Origin of the sequence: Streptomyces sp. NBC_01233 (genome assembly GCF_035989305.1) — a bacterium.
Lineage (GTDB): Bacteria > Actinomycetota > Actinomycetes > Streptomycetales > Streptomycetaceae > Streptomyces.
In genome coordinates this window covers 6,734,904-6,749,014 of sequence record NZ_CP108514.1, presented here as the reverse complement: position 1 = coordinate 6,749,014, position 14,111 = coordinate 6,734,904, and the positions used below count along the sequence as shown (strand labels likewise).

Below are 14,111 nucleotides of genomic sequence, written 5' to 3'. Positions count from 1 at the left end.
GTGAGCCAGATCGTCGTCAAACGCCCGCCGCGGTCCCTGCCGCCCGAGGTTCCCTCGGACGAGCTGAGGCTGGAAGCTCCGCCCGAACTTCCGCGCGGGCAGCAGGAAGGCATGCTGATGCAGCTCCTGCCGATGCTCGGCATGGGCTCTTCCGTCGTCTTCTTCTTCATGCCGGGCGCGGCACCGTTCATGCGCATCATGGGTGTGCTGATGCTCGTGTCGACCGTCGGCATGGTCATCGCCCAGCTGATGCGCCACCGGCGCGGTACGCAGGGGCAAATGGCCGATGTGCGCCGGGACTACCTCAAATACCTTGCGCAGACGCGCCGTCAGGTACGCAGGACCGCGCGGGCGCAGCGCGACGCGCAGCTCTATCTGCACCCGGCCCCGGAGCAGTTGTGGTCGGTGGTGGCGGAGGGTTCGCGGCTGTGGGAGCGGCGGGTCGGCGACCAGGACTTCGGGCAGGCCCGGCTCGGGCTGGGCGCGCAGCGGCTGGCGACCACGCTGGTGGCGCCGGAGACGGCGCCGGTGGACGAGCTGGAGCCGCTGACCGCGGGCGCGATGCAGCGCTTCCTCAAGGTGCACTCGTCGCTGGACGGGCTGCCGGTGGCGCTGTCGATCCGGGCGTTCTACCACGTGACGGTCTCCGGGGAGCCGGACTCCGCGCGCAGTACGGCGCGGGCGATGGTCGCGCAGCTGGCGACGCTGCACTCCCCCGAGGACCTGATGGTGGCCGTGGTGGCCGCGCCGGGTGCGGTGCCCTCGTGGGACTGGACGAAGTGGCTGCCGCACACGCAGGTCCCGGGCCAGGTCGACGGGGCCGGAACGAAGCGGCTGTTCGGCGACGACCTCGCCGAGCTGGAGGGGCTGCTGGGATCCCGGCTGGAGGGCCGTCCGCGGTTCAGCCGGGACGTTTCCCCGGTCCTGGACCAGCCGCACCTGGTGGTCGTGCTGGACGGCGGCATGGTGCCGCCCGACTCGGTGTTCGCGGCGGCCGAGGGGCTGCAGGGCGTCACCATCGTCGAGGTGGTCGCGGGCGAGCTGGACGAGCCGCGCGGCGGGCTGTCGGTCGTGGTGCGGCCGGGCCGGCTGCGCCTGGAGTCGGGCGGCGGGGTCGCGTACGAGGGCGTCCCGGACACCCTGTCGCTGCCCGCGGCGGAGGCGCTGGCCCGGCAGTTGGCGCCGATGCGCACGGGCGGCGGGGACGACGACGAGCCGCTGCTCGCCAACCTCGACTTCACGGACCTGCTGAACCTGGGCGACGCGGCCGCGGTGGACGTGGCGCGGACCTGGCGGCCGAGGTCGGCCGGTGAGCGGCTGCGCGTGCCGATCGGTGTCGGCGAGGACGGCGCCCCGGTCATGCTGGACCTGAAGGAGGCCGCGCAGGAGGGCATGGGCCCGCACGGTCTGTGCGTGGGCGCGACCGGTTCGGGCAAGTCGGAACTGCTGCGCACGCTGGTGCTGGGTCTCGCGGTCACGCACACCTCGGAGACGCTGAACTTCGTGCTCGCCGACTTCAAGGGCGGTGCGACCTTCACCGGCATGGGGCAGATGCCGCACGTCGCGGCCGTCATCACCAACCTGGCCGACGACCTCACGCTCGTGGACCGCATGGGCGACTCGATCCGCGGTGAGCTGCAGCGCCGTCAGGAGCTGCTGCGCTCGGCGGGCAACTACGCCAACATCCACGACTACGAGAAGGCCCGCGCGGCGGGCGCCCCGCTGGAGCCGCTGGCCTCGCTGGTGCTGGTCATCGACGAGTTCAGCGAGCTGCTGACGGCGAAGCCGGACTTCATCGACATGTTCATCCAGATCGGCCGCATCGGCCGGTCGCTGGGCGTGCACCTGCTGCTGGCCTCGCAGCGCCTGGAGGAGGGCAAGCTGCGCGGCCTCGACACGTACCTGTCGTACCGGATCGGCCTGCGGACCTTCTCTGCGGCGGAGTCGCGGACGGCGATCGGCGTGCCGGACGCCTACCACCTGCCGTCGGTGCCCGGTTCGGGCTACCTGAAGTTCGGTACGGACGAGATGACCCGCTTCAAGGCGGCGTACGTGTCGGGCACCTACCGCTCGGGCGGGCCGGACCTGTCGGTGGGGCTGTTCCCGGTGGAGCGGCGGCCCGCGCTGTTCACGGCGGCTCCGGTGCCGGTGGTGTACGCGGCTCCGGACCCGGCGTACCTGGCGGCGCAGACGCCGCGGGAGGACGACGCGCTCGCGGACACGGTGCTCGACGTGATCGTGAGCCGGCTGGAGGGGCAGGGGGTGCCGGCGCACCAGGTGTGGCTGCCGCCGCTCGACCAGGCCCCGCCGCTGGACCAGTTGCTGCCGGCGCTGGCGCCGAGCGCGGAGCGCGGGCTGCACGCGGACGGGTACACGCGGCCCGGCGGGCTCGTGGTGCCGCTCGGCCTCATCGACAAGCCCTTCGAGCAGCGGCGCGAGGTGCTGTACCGGGACTTCTCGGGTGCGGCGGGCCACATGATGGTCGTCGGCGGTCCGCAGTCGGGCAAGTCGACGCTGATGCGGACGCTGATCGCTTCCTTCGCACTCACCCACACACCGCGCGAAGTGCAGTTCTACGGGCTGGACTTCGGTGGCGGCAGCCTGTCGGCGGTGGCCGAGCTGCCGCACGTGGGCGGGATCGCCTCGCGCCTGGACCCGGAGCGGGTACGGCGTACGGTCGCGGAGGTCGGGGGCATCCTCAACCGCCGGGAGGAGTTCTTCCGCGCGAACAACATCGACTCGATCGGCACCTACCGGCGCCGCCGGGCGGCCGGCGACCTGCCCCACGAGCCGTGGGGCGACGTGTTCCTGGTCGTCGACGGCTGGGGCAACTTCCGGGGCGAGTACGACGGCCTGGAGCAGATCGTCACGGACATCGCGTCCCGCGGTCTGGGCTACGGCATCCACGTGGTGATCACCGCGGCGCGGTACATGGAGGTGCGGGCCGCGCTCAAGGACCAGATGCTCAGCCGGCTGGAGCTGCGCCTCGGTGACACGATGGACTCCGAGTTCGACCGCAAGGTCGCGGCGAACGTCCCCACGGGGATGCCGGGCCGCGGCCAGGTGGCGGAGAAGCTGCACTTCCTGGGCGCGCTCCCGCGGATCGACGGCTCGCACGAGGCCGGGGACCTCTCGGAGGCCACGACGGCCTTCGTGGAAGCGGTGAAGCAGAACTGGTCGGGCCAGTCGGCTCCCGGCGTACGGCTGCTGCCGCGGCTGCTCCACTCGGACCAGCTGCCCAAGGGCGGGGAGTTCCCCGGCCGCGGGATCGCGATCGGCATCGACGAGAACGACCTGGAGCCGGTCTTCGTCGACTTCGAGTCCGACCCCTTCCTCCTCGTGTTCGGCGAGAGCGAATCGGGCAAGACGAACCTGCTGCGGCTCATCGCGAAGCAGATCGCCGAGCGCTACACGCCGGACCAGGCGCGGCTGGTCGTGGGCGACTACCGGCGCAGCCTGCTCGGGGCGCTGCCGGAGGAGCACCTGCTGGAGTACGCGCCGATGGCGAGCTCGCTGCAGATGCACATGGAGGCGCTGGGCGGGGTGTTCTCGCGTCGGCAGCCGCCGACCGACGTCACCCCGCAGCAGCTGCGCGACCGCAGCTGGTGGACGGGCCCGGACGTGTTCATCGTCATCGACGACTACGACCTGGTCTCCACCAGCCAGGGCAATCCGCTGGCGCCGCTGGTGGAGTTCCTGCCCTTCGCCCGCGACACGGGTGTCCGCTTCATCATCGCGCGCAACTCGGCGGGTGCCTCGCGCTCGCTGTACGAGCCGTTCATGCAGCGGATCAAGGAGCTGGGCGCGCAGGGCCTCGTGCTGTCCGGCGACCCGTCCGAGGGCGACCTGGTCGGCAATGTCCGGTCGCGTCCGATGCCGCCGGGCCGGGCCTACTTCGCCTCGCGCAAGCGGGGGACCTCGCTGGTCCAGCTCGGCCGGATGCCGGGCCACATGTGATCACCTTCCCGGTGGCCGGACACCTGTCAGGGGCCGGCCACCGGGAAGGATCGGGTGGAAACTTATCCCGGCCGGCGGCGCAGCCCCGATAATCGGCGGTGAAGACCGCGCCACCGAGGGAAAGGCCTCCTATGGGCACCCAGCAGGAGAAGGACGAGCTGTACGCACTGGACATCAGCGGTGTGGAGTGGGAAGGGCCGCCCGGCACCAGCCCGGACGAGGAGCGGGTCGAGATCGCCCGGCTTCCCGAGGGAGCGGTCGCCATGCGGTCCTCGCTGGACCGGGACACGGTGCTGCGCTACACCGCCGCCGAGTGGGAGGCGTTCGTACTCGGGGCCAGGGACGGCGAGTTCGACCTCGACCGGCACCGTCCCTGATAGGACCGCAGGACAACGCCGAAGGGGCGCGCCCGGTGTGGGCGCGCCCCTTCGGCGTGTGCGGACCTGTCGGCGACCGGGCTCAGAAGGCCTCGGTGAACAGGCTCGACGCCCGCTTGTCGGTGGCGCGGTAGTCGTCCTTGCCGCGCTCGATGAGCTGGGCGACCTTCTCCAGCATGTTCTTCATGTGGTCGGCCTTGTCACGGTACTTCTTCTGGAGATCGACGTACTGGCCGTGCGCCTCGCCGTCCCAGGTGTCCGTGACGACCGCCACTGCCCGCTCCATCGCGTCCAGGTCCTCGATGATGTGCTTCGAGACCTGGCGGAGGCGGTTGGCCATCTGCTGGACGCTGTCATACCGGACCTTAGTGTGGCCGTCGTCGGCAGCCATGTGCTTCTCCTTCTCGCTGAGCGGGTTACCTGAAAACGACGTGGGTCAGAGGCTGTTGAGGCCGGAGCTGCTTGTACCGTGAGCCTGGATCCCCTGCCTGAACGCCGCTTGCACCTCGTCGTCCTGGGCGTTGGTCAGGTTCTTGGTCTGGGACACCGCGTTGTGCAGGACGCGGAGCAGACGACGGATCTCGTCGTGGTCAGCGTTCAGCAACACCTGGGCTCGCTTGAACCCGTCGGCACCGACACCGGTCCAGCCGGCACTCACAGTTTCGAGGATGTCGGCCATCTCGCGGGCCTGCCTGGAGACGGCAGTGGCCGTCTCTTCGATCTTGGTCTTCGCCTTGACAACCGGAGTGTCTGCAAGTCCGAAAGTGTTCGTGCTCATACGAAGCTCCTCACTTCTCAATTCGCCGGCGGAACCGGCGGATTGCGTGGCGGAGCGAACACGGCCCCGGCGCGGTCTTGAGCCACGCGCCCTCGGGCGTCCCCCTCCGCTCCACGCGATCCCCCGATCACACTCGTGAAGCCTGGTGTCACTCTAGCCAGTTCGGCGCCCAGTCCCAACACCGGTAGGCCGCTTCCGTTGATGAACTGTGACCGTTCACTGCAAACGGCGTCGGCGGCCGCGTGCATCCCGGATGACCGTCGCGGTCCCCGCGATGACGGCGATGAGGACGGCGCCGATGCCGAGAGCGTACGTGCCGAACCGCTCCTCACGCTCCTGGGCCGTCTCGGTGAGCTGGAGCGCCGCCGCCTCGGGGGCCGTCGCCGGGGGCGGGCCGGGGTCCGGGACCGGGGCCTTGGGTGCCTCCTGGTCCTGGCTGAGCGCGCGCACCGGGTCGACGATGCCCCAACCGACGTAGTCGTCGCGGCCGTTGACCGAGCGCTCGGCGGTGTTCTGGATCTGCCAGACGATCTGCTCCGCGGACCAGTCCCCGTGCTCGGCGCGCAGCAGGGCGGCGACCCCGGCGACGTACGGGGCGGAGAAGCTGGTGCCGTTGTCGATGCACTGGCCGAAGCCCGGGACGGTGGACACCATGTCGACGCCGGGCGCCGCCACCCCGATGAAGTCGCCGGGCTGGGAGAACGGGGCGCGCTCGTTGTTGCGGTCCGAGGCACCGACGGCGAGCACTCCGGGGAAGGCCGCCGGGTAGGTCTTGCGCTTCTCGCCGCTCATGCCGTCGTTGCCGGCCGAGGCCACGACCACGACGTTGGCGGCGACCGCCTTCTGGACCGATTTGCCGAGCTCTGAGTCCGCGGACAGCTGTGCGTCGGTGTCCTGGGAGATGTTGATCACGTGGGCGCCCTTGGCCACCGCGTGGTCGATCGCCTGGCTCAGGGACAGGGCGTTGCCCTTGCCCTGCCCGTCGTTCTGCCGGATCGGAATGATCGTGGCGTCCGGGGCCAGGCCGACGAAACCGGTGCCCTCCTGGGGGCGGGCCGCGATCAGCCCGGCGACCTTCGTGCCGTGGCCGACGGTGTCGCTCGTGCCGTCACCGCCCTTGGGATCGACGAAGTCCTTGCCGGCGCCCGTGTCGAGGGCGCCGCTGAGCTGCGGGTTCACCCGGTCCACGCCGGTGTCGATGACGGCGACGCGGACGCTGGCGCCGTTCTTGTCCTTGCCCTTGGTCTGGGCCCAGAGCTCGTCGAGCAGCAGCCGCTGCAGGGCCCAGGGGCGGTCCGCGATCTGCTTCTTCATGGGGAAGGTGCACTCCCCCGCGCCGTCCGGGCGCAGGGCGTACGGGGCGGGCGGGGCCTGCGGCGCGGGTGCTTCGGCCGCGGCGGCCGCGCCCGCGCCGCCGGAGACCAGGGTGAGGGCGAAGGCGGCGGCGAGGAGCACGGTCCGGGGCGTCTGGGGCTGGGGCATCGGCGGCTTCCTCACGAACCCTGGGGCTGACGGGCGGAGTTGGTGTCCAGGCGCGGGCCCTTGGAGAGGAACTCCGACCAGGCGATGGGCACCATGGCCGGGGTGATGCTTCCGTAGCCGAGCCGGACCTGCGCCTGGCTGGCCTCGGGGCGGCCGTCGGCACCCCCCTTCGCCTGCGGGTCGGGCGCGCCGATCTTCGACTTCTCGGCGTCGCTGTCGCCGTTGGCCTGGACGGCGTACCGCAGGCCGGTGTCGGTGACCAGGAAGAGGGAGCCGCCGGCCGTGGTCTGCTTGCCCTGGACCTGCGTGTAGAGCAGCCCCGAGCCCGGGGTGACGTACGCGCTGGTGCCGCTGGCGGTGATGTCGATGGGGAAGCCGGTGCCCGCCCAGGTGCTCAGGGTCTGGTTGCCCTGGCCGTCGACCGAGCGCAGGACGTTGCAGACGGTGTCGCGGTTGTTGGAGCCGCCCGTCTGGTTGCCGGCGGCCGGCGCCGTCTGGTTGATCCGGTCGGACTTCTCCTGCGGCCACTTGACGTCGCCGGCGAACGGGGCGGCGTCCGGGTTGAGTGACTGGAGGTCGACCTCGCGGGCCTTGCCGTGCATGTTGAGTCCGTCGGTCGCGGGTGCCGAGATCAGCAGCCAGGCCACGAAGTCGGAGACCGGTGCGACCTTCCCCGGCAGCACCACGTAGTGCTGTGCGCCGGAGCCGGTCTGGGCCTTGAGCACCATGCCGACCTTGTTGTCGGCGGTGACCAGGCCCTTGACGTCGGCGTTGGCGCCGGCCTTGCCGGGGATCGGCGGGAAGGCCAGGTCGTCGCCGGAGTTGAGGGTCCCCAGCCATTCCGGGGTGACCTGCTGCGGGGTGGCGCCGGTGCCGACCAGGGCGTTGGTCATGGTCCCGGCGGCGGGCGTGCCCTCCGGGAACTTGTACTTCGCCCCGGTCCAGTCGACCAGGTAGCGCTCCTTGCCCGGACCGGTGCTCTGCACGTACAGCGACTGGGTCTCGGTGAGCCTGCGGGCGTCGTCCGTCTTGGCCGCCTCGCGGTCGGCGAGGACGAAGGTGGCGGTCTGCACGCCGCGGCCGTTGCCGCCCGGCTGCTGGCAGACGGCCCAGCGCTTGGCCTTGCCGGCGTCCTCCTTGGAGGGGAGCCGGTCGGGGGCGTACGGGATGCCGATGATGGGGCCGCGCGGCGGCTTGCCCGCGTCGAGGACCTTGTCCTCGACCTGGATCACCTTGAACTTCTGCGGATCCAGCAGGAGTCGGGCGGAAGCGAGGTTCAGCACCGGGTGCAGCCGCGTCTGGTCCTTGCCGTTGACCTTCGTGGTCAGGACCACGTACCGGGTCGTCGAGTCCTTGCCGACGATGACCCTGGTCCCGGGCTCCGCCCAGCCCTTGGGGGCGGTCGGCTTGAACATGCCCCAGGCGCCGAACCCGGCGAGCACGAGCGCGCCGACGATCAGGCCCGGCAGGACCGCGCGCAGCGGGCGCGGCGCGCCCTCCTCGGTGCCCGTGGCGGATGGCTGGAGGAACGCGGCCACCGTGCGCCGCTTCGCAAAGGTGTACGCGTTGAGCTCATCACGTCGTGATGCCATGACCGCCTGTTTCTCCCCGCACGGCCCGGCCGGTGAGTACGGTCCCCGGGCCTCGATTGTCGGACCGGGCACCTACTATGCCTCTTGACGGACGGTATGCACGGGCCGGGTAGGGTGAGGCAGCCGCTCAGTGCCTCCCGCACCGGGGTAATCAGGGCTTGTTGAGGTGGATTGGGGAGATTCCGGGGTCGTGCGGCAAGTGTCGCGCAGCGCCGGACTCATGGGTTCTGGCCCTGGGGGCACCACCCAGCGTGGCTGGGGAAGAGAGGGGAAGTGCGCGAGTGATGGCAACCGCGACGGAGCCGCAGACCGGCGCACCCGCGCCCGCACCCGCCCGTGGCGGGGTGACGCCGCATCCGAAGTCGAGCCCCGGCCGCTTCGGACCGTTCCGACTGCAACAGCTCGTACTGCTCCAAGTCGCCGCGGCCGCGCTGCTGGTGGCCTGGGTGGTCGAACCGCTCCTGCTGGTGCCCGTCGGCGTACTGGCGCTCGTGCTGGTGGTGCTCGCGGTCGTACGCCGCCACCAGCGCTCCCTGCCGGAATGGATCGGCAGCGCGCTCGCCCTGCGGGCGCGGCGCGGCCGTGCCGCGTCCCTCGTCGTGCCCGCGGGCACCGAGCCCGGGCTGGCCCCGCTGGTCGAGGCCGATCCGGCGCTGCGCACGCTCACGTTCAGCGCCCGGGAGCGGCGTCCGGTCGGGATGATCGGCGACGGGACCTTCCTGACCGCGGTCGTCCAGGTCGACACGGACGCCACCGCGCTGCGGCCCGACCGGGCGGCTCGGCCGCTGCCGCTCGGCCTCGTACGGGACATCCTCGAAGTGGACGGCATCCGGCTGGAGTCCGCGCAGTTGGTGCAGCACACCCAGCCGGCGCCGGCCCCGCACCTGCCGGCCCAGTCGATGGCCACCCGCAACTACGCGCCGCTGCAGGCCCGGACCGGGACTCCGGCGGTGCGGCTGACCTGGATCGCCCTCAAGCTCGACCCGGAGCTGTGCCCCGAGGCCGTCACCGCGCGCGGCGGCGGGCTGTCGGGGGCGCAGCGGTGCGTGGTGCGCGCGGCCGACCAGTTGGCGAGCCGGCTGGCCGGGGCCGGGTTCACGGCCACCGTGCTGACCGAGCAGGAGCTGACGGCGGCGCTGGCCACGTCCTCGTGCGCGAACCCGATGGCGATCACCCAGGCCGGGCGGTCGGCCAGTACCGGGCGGCGCACGGAGGAGACCCCGCGGACCTGGCGCTGCGACGACCGGCGGCACACGACGTACTGGATAGGCCGCTGGCCGCAGCTGGGCGGCGCGGGAGCGGCGGCGCTGCCGCAGTTCGTGGCGCTGCTGACCTCGCTGCCCGCGCTCGCCACGAACTTCAGCCTGACGATGGCCCCGGCGGAGCGACAGGGCGTGACCCTGACCGGACACGTACGGGTGACCGGGCGCAGCGATGAGGAACTCGTTGCGGCCCGCCGGGAGTTGGAGAGGACGGCGCGGGGCGTGAAGGCCGGGCTGGTCCGGCTCGACCGTGAACAGGTGCCGGGGCTGCTGGCTTCGCTGCCGCTGGGAGGGGCGCGATGAGGGGCGGTTTCGGGCTGGTCGGCCCGCGACGGGAACGGCACGTGGTGCCCGCGGCGGACCTGGACGCGCTGGCGCTGCCCGTCGGGGACGACGGGGTCGTCATCGGCGTGGACGCCGAGGGGAGGCCTGCGGTGCTCGGCATCAACCGGCCCACCCCGTACGAGGTGACGCTGATCGGCGGTCTGTGGACGGCGCAGGTGCTGGCGCTGCGCGCGGCGGCCACGGGTGCGCGGGTGGCCGTGGAGACCGGGCGCGGCCAGGTGTGGTCCGGTCTGGCCCAGGCGGCGGGCGGCGGGCAGCAGTGCGTGACCCTGCACGAGGTGGGCCGGGTCCCGCCGCAGGGTGCCTCGGCGGGCAGCCCGGTGCTGGTGGTCCGCGACTGCGGGATGCGGCCGCCGCGCGGGCGCGTGGTGGCCGGGCCGTGGCAGTCGGTGCTGACCCTGCTGCCGTATCTGAGCCCGACGGCGCCGCGGTTGCTGCAGCAGGCGTCGCTGGTGGGCGTGCAGCGGGTGTCCCCGGACGAGGCGGAGCAGATCGGCCGCCTGATGCAGCTGCCCCGGCAGGCGGTGGCTTCCCTGCCGACGCTGGGTGACGGAGTGACGCTGTGGTGCACGCCACGGGACCGGCAGTTCGTGATGACCCAGGGGACGGAAGCCGAGACGGGCCTGCTGGGCGGAGCCCGGCGCATCGACTGACCACGGGCCCCTGAGGGGGGCGGACAGTGATGTCGGGGCGCGATTAGGCTGGGTCCGGGCGCGGCGAGGTGGACGCCGGACCGGTGTTCAACAGACCAGGAGGACCAGTGAGCGGCGATCGGAACGAGAGGCGCGGCGGGACGTGGGACGTCCCGACGGACGATCAGTCCGACGCGGAGCCCGAGCTGACGGGCGAGTTCACCATCGACTACACCCCGCCGGCCTGGTACACGCAGGGCGCGGCCCCGGCCGCGCAGGTTCCGGGGCTCCCCGGGGGCAGCGGCTTCGAACCGCACCGCCCGACGGACGTGGAGCCGCCCTCGACGATGCGGATGGCTCCGCCGGCCCAGCGGACCCCGTCCGACGGCGCGGGCCTGCCCGTCCCGTTCCCGGCGCCCACACCGGCCGAGTCGCCGCTCCCGGCCCCGACGCCGCTCGAGGCACCCGCTCCGGCTCCGGCCGACGTCGCCCCGCCGAACCCGGCGCCGGCGCCGCTCGATGCTCCGGCTCCGGCTCCAGCTCGGGCCTACGACATCCCCGCGTATCCGGCCCCGGCCCCGGTCGAGGCGCCTGCTCCGTTTCCGCCGTACACGGCTCCTGCCCTGGACCCGGCCCCTGTCGAGGCTCCGGTTCCGGCGGACGCCCTCCCCGCTGCCTACCCGGCCGCGGCCTCGCTCGAGGCGCCTGTTGCGGCTCCGGCCGACGCCGCCCCGGCGTATCCGGCCCCGGCGCCCTCGTACTCGGCGCCGGTGGAGAACGGGCTGCCCGCTCCCGACGCCCCGGCCCCCGTCGCGCCGTTCGGCGCTCCCGACGAACCGGCTCCGTCCTACGCGCCTTACGCCCCGGGCCCGGCAGCGATCGAGGCTCCGGCTCCGGCGGACGCCCTCCCGGCTTACCCGGCCCCGGTCGAGGACGCTCGGCCCGCGCTCGACGCCCCGGCGCCGTTCACCGCTCCCGCCCTGGAGCCGGCCCGGGTCGAGCCCCCGGCTCCGGTCGCCGACGAGCCCGTCGCCGACGCGGTCCCCGCAGTGCAGGCTTCCTCCGGCGGCTGGGCCGGTCCGCAGGACACCCCCGCCGACGGGGTGTCCGTGCTGCCTCCCGCCGAGCAGGCGCAGGCGCAGGCCGGCGGGGAGACCCCGTTCGGGGGACCCGGTGGTGAACTGCCTTCGCTGCCGCCCGCGTTCGCGACGCAGGATGCCTATCCGTTCCCGCCGCCGGCACCCGCCCCACAGCAGCAGCTTCAGCAGCCGCAGCCGCAGTCGTACGACCCCCGCTCCGCCGGGCAGTGGCCCGTGGGACCGGGGCAGCAGCAACAGCCGCCGCAGCCCCAGCCGCACGACCCGCGCTACTCCGCCGGCCCGACCGGCGGCGGGGCGCCGCTCGGCTACACCGCCGCGGTCGAGCTGTCCTCCGACCGCCTGCTGCGCAACAAGCAGAAGCCCAAGAACAACAACAACGGCGTCGGCGGCCGCTTCCGCTTCGGCGGCAAGGCGGCCGAGGCGGAGCGCCAGCGCAAGCTGGAGCTGATCCGCACCCCGGTCATGTCCTGCTACCGCATCGCCGTCATCAGCCTCAAGGGCGGCGTCGGCAAGACCACGACCACCACCGCGCTCGGCGCCACCCTCGCCACTGAGCGCCAGGACAAGATCCTGGCCATCGACGCGAACCCCGACGCCGGTACCCTCGGCCGCCGCGTGCGCCGCGAGACCGGTGCCACCATCCGCGACCTGGTCCAGGCGATCCCGTACCTGAACTCGTACATGGACATCCGCCGGTTCACCTCGCAGGCGCCCTCCGGTCTGGAGATCATCGCCAACGACGTGGACCCGGCCGTCTCCACGACCTTCAACGACGAGGACTACCGCCGCGTCATAGAGACGCTGGGCCGCCAGTACCCGATCATCCTCACCGACTCGGGCACCGGCCTCCTCTACTCCGCCATGCGCGGAGTCCTGGATCTGGCCGATCAGCTGATCATCATCTCGACCCCGTCCGTGGACGGCGCCAGCAGCGCCAGCACCACCCTCGACTGGCTCTCCGCGCACGGGTACGCCGACCTCGTCTCCCGCTCCCTCACCGTCATCTCGGGGGTCCGCGAGACGAGCAAGATGATCAAGATCGAGGACATCGTGCAGCACTTCGAGACCCGCTGCCGCGGTGTCGTCGTGGTGCCGTTCGACGAACACCTCGCGGCCGGCGCCGAGGTCGATCTCGACATGATGCGGCCCAAGACGCGCGAGGCGTACTTCAACCTCTCCGCGCTCGTGGCGGAAGACTTCCTGCGGGCCCAGCAGCAGGCCCCGCAGGGCCACTGGGGAGCGCCGCAACAGCCCCAGCAGTCCCACCAGCCCCACCCCCAACAGCCGCAGCCCCAACAGCCGCAGCCGTACGGCCAGCCCCAGGGCCAGCCCCCGTACCAGCAGCCACCTCAGGCGCCGCAGCAGCCGCAGCCCTACGGCCAGCCCTACCCGCAGCCCGGCCAGCCCTGGCAGCAGCCCCCGGCCCCGCAACAGCAGCCGCAGCCCCAGCAGCCCCCGCGCGACCCGCGCCTCGGCTGACCGGCACAACAGGAAGGGCCCGTACCGCGCCCGGACCGGATCGAGGAGGATCCGGTTCCGGCGCGGTACGGGCCCTCGCCCGTTCGTCCGTCAGCGATGCAGGTCGTACGTGTCCGTGAGCACCCGCGCCCGCTTCACATCGTCCGCGATCGCCTCCAGCAGCCCGTCCAGCGACTCGAACCTCGCCATCCCCCGCACGTACGCGAGGAAGTCGACGGCCACGTGCTTCCCGTACAGGTCCAGCCCGACCCGGTCGATCGCGTACGCCTCCACGGTCCGCTCGGTGGCGTCGAACTGCACGTTCGTCCCCACCGAGATCGCCGCCGGCATCCGCTCGCCGTCCGCCGTCAGCCAGCCCGCGTAGACCCCGTCCGCCGGGATCGCTGTGTGCGGCGCCGTCTCGACGTTCGCCGTCGGGTAGCCGAGTTCGCGCCCGCGCTGCGCACCGCGCACCACCACGCCCTCGACCCGGTGCGGGCGTCCCAGGACCTCGGCCGCGCCGTCCATGTCGCCCTCGGCGACGAGCCGGCGCGCCAGCGTCGAGGAGAACGGCACTCCACCGCCCGCCTCGCCCCGCTCGACCAGGTCCACGACCTCGACCTCGTAGTCGTACGTGGAGCCCAGCTCGCGCAGGAAGTCGACGTTCCCGGCGGCCCGGTGGCCGAAGCGGAAGTTCGGGCCCTCGATGACGGCCCGCGCGTGCAGCTTGTCGACGAGCACCTTCACGATGAAGTCGGCCGGGGACAGCTGCGAGAACTCCGCCGTGAACGGCAGGATCAGCAGCGCGTCCACACCCAGCCCGGCCATCAGCTCGGCACGCCGGTCGTAGGGGGCCAGGATCGGCGGGTGGCTGCCGGGGCGGACGACCTCGCTCGGGTGCGGGTCGAAGGTGACCACGACGGACGGGACGTCGAGCGCGCGCGCCCTGGACACGGCCCGTCCGATGATCAGCTGATGTCCCCGGTGCACGCCGTCGTAGGAGCCGATGGTGACGACGCTGCGTCCCCAGTCCTGGGGGATGTCCTCCAAGCCACGCCAGCGCTGCACTGTGACCGCTCCTCGCCCGAACCCGGTTGGTCCTTGAACTGATTGCCGATTGCAGGTCTA

Annotated in this window: 10 protein-coding genes; 5 read left to right on the top strand and 5 right to left on the bottom strand. The window is 72.5% G+C overall.

All coding sequences use genetic code 11. The features are described from left to right. Positions 1 to 3,957: a type VII secretion protein EccCa gene (gene eccCa, locus OG332_RS32210; RefSeq protein ID WP_327416740.1), complete on the top strand. Its 3,957-nt coding sequence runs from the start codon at positions 1 to 3 to the stop codon at positions 3,955 to 3,957. A 131-nt stretch (positions 3,958 to 4,088) separates the two neighbouring features. Continuing rightward, entirely contained in the window at positions 4,089 to 4,334 is a 246-nt protein-coding gene (locus OG332_RS32205; protein ID WP_030708695.1) for a DUF397 domain-containing protein, read from the top strand. Between the two features lie 82 nt (positions 4,335 to 4,416). Here the strand turns inward: OG332_RS32205 and OG332_RS32200 are convergent, their stop codons facing one another. The 4 genes from OG332_RS32200 to eccB form a co-directional block, all read right to left on the bottom strand. Then, the gene (locus tag OG332_RS32200; protein WP_327416739.1) at positions 4,417 to 4,725 is read right to left on the bottom strand and encodes a WXG100 family type VII secretion target; all 309 of its coding nucleotides are present in this window, start codon (positions 4,723 to 4,725) and stop codon (positions 4,417 to 4,419) included. A 45-nt stretch (positions 4,726 to 4,770) separates the two neighbouring features. Beyond that, the gene (locus OG332_RS32195) at positions 4,771 to 5,112 is read right to left on the bottom strand and encodes a WXG100 family type VII secretion target (protein WP_327416738.1); all 342 of its coding nucleotides are present in this window, start codon (positions 5,110 to 5,112) and stop codon (positions 4,771 to 4,773) included. Between the two features lie 216 nt (positions 5,113 to 5,328). Continuing rightward, positions 5,329 to 6,594 (bottom strand): type VII secretion-associated serine protease mycosin, encoded by a 1,266-nt coding sequence (gene mycP, locus OG332_RS32190; protein WP_327416737.1) that lies wholly within the window; start codon positions 6,592 to 6,594, stop codon positions 5,329 to 5,331. An 11-nt stretch (positions 6,595 to 6,605) separates the two neighbouring features. Further along, positions 6,606 to 8,186, bottom strand: coding sequence for a type VII secretion protein EccB (gene eccB, locus OG332_RS32185; RefSeq protein WP_327416736.1), 1,581 nt, complete (start codon positions 8,184 to 8,186; stop codon positions 6,606 to 6,608). 284 nt (positions 8,187 to 8,470) lie between these two features. Here eccB and eccE point away from each other — a divergent pair, with 284 nt between their 5' ends. The 3 genes from eccE (at position 8,471) to OG332_RS32170 (ending at position 13,004) form a co-directional block, all read left to right on the top strand. Continuing rightward, positions 8,471 to 9,751 (top strand): type VII secretion protein EccE, encoded by a 1,281-nt coding sequence (eccE, locus tag OG332_RS32180; protein WP_327416735.1) that lies wholly within the window; start codon positions 8,471 to 8,473, stop codon positions 9,749 to 9,751. Beyond that, positions 9,748 to 10,446, top strand: coding sequence for a hypothetical protein (locus tag OG332_RS32175; RefSeq protein ID WP_327416734.1), 699 nt, complete (start codon positions 9,748 to 9,750; stop codon positions 10,444 to 10,446). Before eccE ends, OG332_RS32175 begins: the two co-directional genes overlap by 4 nt. Before the next feature lie 107 nt (positions 10,447 to 10,553). Next, a complete protein-coding gene (locus OG332_RS32170; protein ID WP_327416733.1) occupies positions 10,554 to 13,004 on the top strand; it encodes an SCO5717 family growth-regulating ATPase in 2,451 nt (816 codons plus the stop codon). Between the two features lie 90 nt (positions 13,005 to 13,094). Here OG332_RS32170 and OG332_RS32165 read toward each other — a convergent pair whose 3' ends face one another. After that, on the bottom strand, positions 13,095 to 14,051 hold the full coding sequence (locus tag OG332_RS32165) for a bifunctional riboflavin kinase/FAD synthetase (protein WP_327416732.1): 957 nt from the start codon (positions 14,049 to 14,051) through the stop codon (positions 13,095 to 13,097). Between the last annotated feature and the right edge of the window lie 60 nt (positions 14,052 to 14,111).